6 protein-coding genes are annotated in these 7,654 nt (G+C 42.6%); 2 read left to right on the forward strand and 4 right to left on the reverse strand.

From position 1 onward, the window contains the following. The 4 genes from RMO35_RS22205 to RMO35_RS22220 form a co-directional block, all read right to left on the reverse strand. Positions 1-350: alpha/beta hydrolase (locus RMO35_RS22205; protein ID WP_309744397.1), on the reverse strand; the 350-nt coding region annotated here is incomplete at its 3' end. Between the two features lie 90 nt (positions 351-440). After that, positions 441-1,355 carry an alpha/beta fold hydrolase gene (locus RMO35_RS22210; protein ID WP_309744399.1) on the reverse strand — a complete coding sequence of 305 codons (915 nt, stop codon included), beginning with the start codon at positions 1,353-1,355 and terminating at the stop codon, positions 441-443. Beyond that, the gene (locus tag RMO35_RS22215) at positions 1,352-1,579 is read right to left on the reverse strand and encodes a hypothetical protein (protein ID WP_309744401.1); all 228 of its coding nucleotides are present in this window, start codon (positions 1,577-1,579) and stop codon (positions 1,352-1,354) included. Before RMO35_RS22215 ends, RMO35_RS22210 begins: the two co-directional genes overlap by 4 nt. Positions 1,580-2,207: 628 nt before the next feature. Next, positions 2,208-2,876, reverse strand: a complete 669-nt coding sequence (locus RMO35_RS22220; RefSeq protein WP_309744403.1) for a PEP-CTERM sorting domain-containing protein — start codon at positions 2,874-2,876, stop codon at positions 2,208-2,210. Between the two features lie 381 nt (positions 2,877-3,257). Between RMO35_RS22220 and RMO35_RS22225 the strand changes: the two genes are divergently transcribed. After that, a complete protein-coding gene (locus RMO35_RS22225) occupies positions 3,258-6,863 on the forward strand; it encodes an NB-ARC domain-containing protein (protein ID WP_309744405.1) in 3,606 nt (1,201 codons plus the stop codon). Positions 6,864-7,134: 271 nt separating this feature from the next. Continuing rightward, on the forward strand, positions 7,135-7,654 hold a 520-nt coding region (locus tag RMO35_RS22230), incomplete at its 3' end, for an RNA ligase family protein (protein ID WP_309744407.1).

Consider the following 7,654-nt stretch of genomic DNA (forward strand, 5'->3'; position numbering starts at 1 on the left):
AGCTTATCTAGCTTATCGGGATATTTTAGAGCAAATTGCTGGGCGATCGCACCACCCATACTGACACCAAATACATGCGCTTTGGGAATGTTCAATGCGTCTAATAACCCTGCGGCATCATCTGCCATGTCTACGATACTATACGGACGTGGGGATGGGCTGGTGAGTCCAGCATCGCGATTGTCGAAGAGGATAAGTTGATAGTTTTGAGCGAGTAATTCGGTGAATTTATTGCCCCAATCGAGCAGGCTAAAACTCAAACCCACGATCATCAGTAACGGTTTGCCGCTACCTTTGATTTTGTAGTTGATGTCAATATCGCCGACGGTGATTTGTGTCATGGATTTCATAGATACCAATTTCCCTAGAATTTGCACTTCTTTAGTTAATCGTTTATCAAAGCACAGGGTGTGTTAGCGCGGAAAACAACGCACCACCATTTAGTTACAATCGATTAAACCATGTTTGTCCGCAAATACATGAAGTGATTTCATCATTTGGTCAAAGAAAGGATTGCTAGGTTCTAAGGGAGAGTTGTTAATTGACAATACTGGATTTTTCAAAGCAACACTAGCATGAGGGACGGCAAAATTCTTACCAATTCTAAATATTTCTGCTGATGGAGATCGATTCACCAATTCTTCGATCTCATCAATGTCTGCGGTGGTATCTGCTTCAGAATGTGCTGCAAATAGCGGTTGATTTAAGACATCTCGATCGGTCAGTAAATCTAATTCTTTAATTAGTTTCGATAATTCTCTCGCTCCGCCAATATCCATCTTAGAATATCGAAAGGGATTACCACTAGGTGAACTATTGATGAGACTACTGCGATCGATCTGGTCGAAAATATTAGCTAGAGGGGTTCGGAGAAAGATTTCAGCCAGATTGCCAGCATGGCTAGCTAAACCTAATGCAGCAGAAAATAGGAAAACTCCACCATCGATCGCCGCTTCGTTATTGAGAGCCATTTCAACACTTAATGTACCACCTGTTGATAATCCCCCGATCGAGACTTGTCCACCACTTTCTCTAGCTCGATCGATCGCAAATCTGACATCTTTGCGCCACTCGATTAAAGATGCGTCTTTCATGTCTTGAGGATTTTTTAAGCCATGCGCGCGAAGCAAGGGGATATAGACATCAAAACCCATTTTGGAGCAAAAATACTCACCGATATCTCTCATGAAGTAAGGCGAGTCTGTCAATCCATGTACTAAAACAATAGCATTTCTCGGCTGTCCATCATCTTCATGTTTGAATATCTGCGGATGACATCGATCGCGCACATCATCCCGATCTATATATCCTTTAAAGTGTCGATCGTAATATTCATCCCAATCCATTAGTATCATTTAACTATCTCCGCCATTTTCTTCGATATTTGCTTTAATTGTTTTTTAGGTACACTCGCTGAATCTTGACCGATACCTGTCATGTACACGAACTCTAAATTATGATTATCTTGCATTGAATCTGTACCAATTGTGAAATAAATAGGATTACCTGTATGCTCAAGAGTTTTCATTCCCCTAGTCTTGAGATCGTTGTAAGTTTTCACAATAAAATTTTCTTCCACTTCTTCTGGTGATACAGGTCTTTCTATTGAAAAAATGTTGGCTGTCGATCCTGGTAATCGAAAGACATTCCTTTAAAATCCTCTAAATTTGCCATAATTATTCACTCTTAAATCTGTGTTTGTACAATAGTTCAATAGCTGGTGACGTTACCAAATCGGCAAGAAAGCAGGCTCAGTTGCAGCAAGGACTTGGAAGAATTTATCTAGGCAACTTTCCTGGTAGAAACGTGGTTAGACTCAAAGATAACCTCGATCGAGTAGTCAGTAACTAAAATTTTTGCAGGCTGTAAAGTAATGTGAAGCGATCGAACATCCGGTATATCGGTTCGTTGGCGTTGGCGAAGCCTGCCGTAGGCACAGCCTCTCTGAAAGAGAGTCGATCGATAATTCCGCTCTACTGTCTAGATTCACTCGATCGAAATCCCAATCTCACAAAATTAAATAATGATTGCTAAGTAGGTAGATGCAATTATTTATAAAATAGATTATGTCTGAAACATAGCTGGTGGGAAGTGTCCACCCTACTTGCCTACTTGCTACTGGAGTAAGAATGATTCGTAGAGGGGAACAGCATCAGGGACTTTTTGGCAACTTATCTATCTGACATTTAATTGTGCTTACCTAATTATTAATCGGCATCTTTAATCTTTTTTCTCATACGAAAAGCTGCCGTACCACCGATTAATGTGCCAATAATCGTAAATGGTTCGGGGACAGCAGCAGCAGAGCTATTTATTTGACCATGAACTAAATTATCGAATAATAGACCACCGTTCCCACTCAAAGTTAAAGAGGTAATCGGAGTCGTCGATGTAAAACCAATAAACTGCACATTGTTACCAATTGTAAATGTGGTGGAATCGCCCGTTGAAATACTAACTGTATTTCGGTCATTAATGTTGTATGGTAAAACATCTAATCCTACAGCAGTAACAAATGATGGAAGTGTTGCAGTAATAGGATTAGGAACCTGACCTGTTCCTACAATAGTACCAGCCCCTTGAAGAGAAACAGCAAGAGCACAATTACTAAAACCAGAGGGGAATGTAGGACAATTCAATATGAACGGGTTCGCAGGACTACTAAACGTAACTCCAGATACAGTGGCGGGAACATTCAATGAAATAGCTGTATTGGGTGGGGTAAGTCCCTCAAAATCGACTGTCGATATTCCTGTTGTTGCAGCAAGAAATGCAGATTTACTCGTATAAAGAGTAGCTGCTTGACCGACTTGTGCAAATCCAAAACCAGCACTGACAGAGAAAACTAGGATAGCGACGCGTGTTTTTTGTAACATAAATTTATTAGAGAAATGAAATATTTAGCAGCAGATGGAGAAAAGCGTAAGCTGAAAATAGCGCGAATTTAAAAATCATCGTACTATGTTGAAACACATGTGAGCTATCGTGAATCATCTTTCACTGTCTGTGGTACCTGCATACACAAAGCGATCTCTTTATCAATGCGTAGGTCTTAGAGACATGCTTGAATTTCACTGTTTAAATATAATCTCGACCCGATCGATCTGTCAGTAATAAAAAGTAACTAAAAGTAAGTAGTTATCCTCGATCGATATTAAGTAATGTAAACCTTCTGTCGTATAAATTACAATTTCACACGATCGAATCGATCTATACTATCTCTAATTCACGATCTATCTAGTAGCGATCGACCTTAAATGACTGGACAAGAAGCTCTCAGAATCATCGATCGATTGCTCGAACAACATCAACGCGGATCGCTCAGTACGCTGCAAACTGAGATCGTCTCAAAAGTATGGAATCGCGATTCCTATCAGGAGATCGGGAGAGAGTTGGGTTATGAGCCGGAATATATCAAACAAGTTGCATCGCAGTTGTGGCGGTTGCTCTCGGTGATAGTTGGGGAAAGAGTTTCCAAAGGGAATCTCTGTGCGATCCTCCAGGGTTATCAAACATCCTTGGCGACGACTAATTGGGGAGAAGCAATTGATGTTTCCCGCTTTTATGGGAGAGAGACTGAGTTAGAAACGCTCGAACAGTGGATTTTCGATAGTCGTTGTCGGGTGGTGGGAATTTTTGGTTGGGGTGGCATTGGTAAAACCGCGCTTTCTGTGAAACTGGCTCAACAGTTGGAGTCTCAGTTTGATTGTGTGGTATGGCGAAGTTTGCGACAAGCGATCGATCCACAGGACTTGTTGAATGAAATCCTGCCAATTTTGATGGATTCTGAGGTGCAGGAGAGTTCGATCTCTTTACTGATGCAGCAATTGCACCAAAAACGCTGTTTACTGATCTTCGATAACGTCGAGTCAATTTTGCAAGCTGGAACTCAAAATGGCTGTTATCTGACAGGATATGAAGCCTATGGCGAAATTTTTGGGCGGGTGAGTGATGAAAATCATCAGAGTTGTATGGTGATTACCAGCAGGGAAAAACCCAGCGGCATCAGCCTACGGGAAGGAGTTAATCTACCAGTTAGATCGCTGCAACTGACTGGACTCGACATCACTGCCGCGCAATATTTGCTTGTCGATAAAGGCATCACCGCACCACTCATCGAGCAGCACAATCTGATCGATTACGTCTACGGTAATCCCTTAGCTCTCAATTTAGTAGCAACAAGTATTCAAAATCTCTTCAATGGTGATGTTTGTGCTTTTTTAGCCCAAGGTACGGTTGTATTTGGCAATCTTTGGGAGTTAATCGAGCGGCAGTTCGATCGATTATCAGTCTTGCAACAACAGGTGATGTACTGGCTGGCGATCGATCGGGAAGGTGTTACTCCCGCTAGATTGCAAGCAGCATCGATCCCCGCAGGTACGCTACCGATTTTATTAACAGCACTAGAAACACTCCGAGATCGATGTTTAATTGAAACTACCGAGTGGGGTTTGACTCAACAACCCGTGATTATGGAATATGTCACAAATAGGTTTATCGATCGGATCGAGCGAGAAATTATTACGGGAGAATTGGAGCTATTTAGAACCCACGCTCTCATCGAAGCGCAAACCAAAGATTACCTGCGGGATGCTCAAATTCAACTAATTTTACAGCCGTTAATCGATCGATTATTGACGCATTTTACGGATCGATCGCACCTCGAATTGCATCTTCACAAAATCCTGACTACCTTGCGCCATCAAACCGACAAAATCGGTGGTTATGCGGCGGGAAATCTGCTCAATTTATTTTGTCACCTCAAAACCGATCTCCAAGGCTTTGATTTTTCACACTTGGCAATTCGTCAAGCCTACCTCCTGAATGCAACCTTACACGATGTCGATTTTACTGGGAGCCACATCAGTCAGACTGTCTTTGCCGAAACCTTTGGTGGTGTCGTTGGAATTGCTTTTAGTCCTGACGGCGAACGTTTTGCGACTAGCGATACTAAAGGCGATATTCAGATTTGGGATGCTCGTACATTCACAAAACTCAGTAATTGTCAAGGGCATCAACACTGGGCTTGGGCGATCGCTTTTAGTCCTGACGGGCAATATCTCGCCAGTGCCAGCGACGACCATCTGGTGAAGTTGTGGGAGGTCGCCACGGGTGAATGTTTGCAGACATACATCGGACATACTTTTTCAGTCAATGCTGTCACCTTTAGTCCCGATGGACAAATTATCGCCAGTTCCGCTCAAGATAGTACGATTCGCCTCTGGCGGACGTTTCCAGGTAATTTAAGTCCCGAAATCCAGACTTTGGTAGGGCATAATGGTCGGGTTTGGTCGATCGCGTTTAGTCCCGACGGTTGTACTCTGGTTAGTGGTGGCGAAGATCTGAGAGTGCGACTGTGGAATGTGGCGACGGGTGAATGTGTGGCTGAGTGGGAAGCTCATACTGCTTGGGTGAGATTTGTTGCATTTAGTCCCAATGGTAAAACGATCGCGACTTGTAGTTACGATCGATCGATTAAAATTTGGGATATTACTAACCAAAATCCCCGACTTCTTCAAGAAGTCGGAGATTTGTCCCACGCCAAAATCCCCGACTTCTTTGAGAAGTCGGGGATGTTTATTCTCACATGTTTGCACACATTAATCGGACATCAGCAACCCGTCAGTGCGATCGCATTTAGTCCAGATGGACAACAATTAGTGAGCAGTAGTTTCGATAAAACTATTAAACTTTGGGATACTAATAGTGGCAAATGTGTAAAAACCTTCCTCGGACACCGTAACCGGATTTGGACTGTGGCTTTTCATCCCAATGGTACCCAAATTGCTAGCGGTGGCGATGACAATCATACTAAAATTTGGGATTTAGAACGGGAACGCTGTATTAAAACGATCGTCGGACATACTAATGCAATTTTATCCGTCAATTTGAGTCCCAATGGGAGTTATTTAGCCAGTGGTAATGAAGATACTACGATTAGAATCTGGAGTATCGATCGAGAAAAGATCGTCCAAACTTTGCGCGAACATACTAATCGAGTCTGGTCGGTTAATTTTAGTCCAGACGGTCGGTTATTAGCTAGTGGAAGTGCTGACTACACTGTCAAATTATGGGATTGGCAAGCAGGTAATTGCCTCAAGACATTGCGAGGTCATCATAGTTGGGTGTGGCGGGTAGTTTTTAGTCCTGACGGCCGAACATTAGCTAGTACTAGTTACGACCAAACAGTAAAAATTTGGGATGTTGACACTGGAGCGTGTTTGAAGACGCTGAAAGAACATCGCAGCCCGGTAATTTATGCCGATTTTAGTCCCGATGGTAAGCTGTTGGCAAGTTGTGAATTTGCAGGTATTATTAAACTCTGGAATCCGCAATCGGGTGAGTACTATCGAGATATCGGCGAGCATAGTAATAGTGTTTGGTCGGTTACTTTTAGTACTGATGGTCAGTGGTTAGTTAGTTCGAGCTATGATGAAACCATCAAACTTTGGTCGGTAGAAACTGGCGAATGTTTGCAAATCTTTATCGGGCATAAAGGGCCGATTATCAGCGCGAAATTCAGTCATGACGATCGATCTATTATTAGTGTAGGAGTCGATCGCTCTCTCAAAACATGGGATATTGAAACTGGTAAATGTCTCCAGAGTCTGACCGAGCATAGTGGCTTAATTTATACTCTAGATGTTGGTAATGTTCGATTACCAGACATGGATTCGCCCAATTTTCTCGCATTTACTGGTAGTTTAGATGAAACTATTAAAGTTTGGGATTTAGAAGCTGCCAAATGTATCGCCACTTGGAAATCTCGCCGTCCCTATGAAGGAATGCAGATCGACAAGATTCACGGATTGACTAAGGCACAAAAAGCATCTTTACAGGCTTTAGGAGCGCAGTTAAGATGATTAGGCTGAGATTGCTTTCAATCGATCTGGCTCTTGACATACGATAATACATAGACTAGATTAAAAATATCTACAAGTTTGTCAGCGAGTTCGTCATGTAGCCCTCTACCTCTCCACCTTTAGCCAGTAATTAATATTTCCTAGCGGCGATTTTCAGCCACAGCCATTGTTTTTCATGGCAAGTTTTTAGGCGAGTTCCAAATCTCGAAGAATATTAATTACAAATTACGAATTACGATTTATATTGTTGCCTTGAGAGGGGAACTGCAAAATGCTGATGCAAAAATATCCGCGAACGCCGCATATTGAAGGCTCGCGCGAACAGCCTGGGGATGAAGATTTGGACAGCATACCATTTAGGGCGATTGCCAATGAGTATGTAGTAATAGAGGAGAAAGTCGATGGTGCTAATGCTGCGATTAGTTTCGATGCTAACGGACAATTATTATTGCAAAGTCGCGGGCACTATCTAACTGGTGGCGCTCGCGAACGCCATTTTAATTTGTTCAAACAATGGGCGCACAGTCATTATGCCGCATTGTGGGAGATTTTGGGCGATCGATATATCCTGTATGGCGAATGGATGTATGCCAAACATACGGTATTTTATGACAAGTTGCCGCATTATTTCTTAGAATACGATTTATTAGAGCGAACTTCTCATCAATTTCTCAGCACAGCGGCGCGGCGAGAGCTATTGACAGGATTAGCGGTAGCTTCGGTACCCGTATTGCTAGAGGGAAAATTAACATCTCACAAGCAATTAGTCGGTTTATTACAGCACTCCCGTT

Source organism: Chamaesiphon sp. OTE_20_metabat_361, assembly GCF_031364565.1.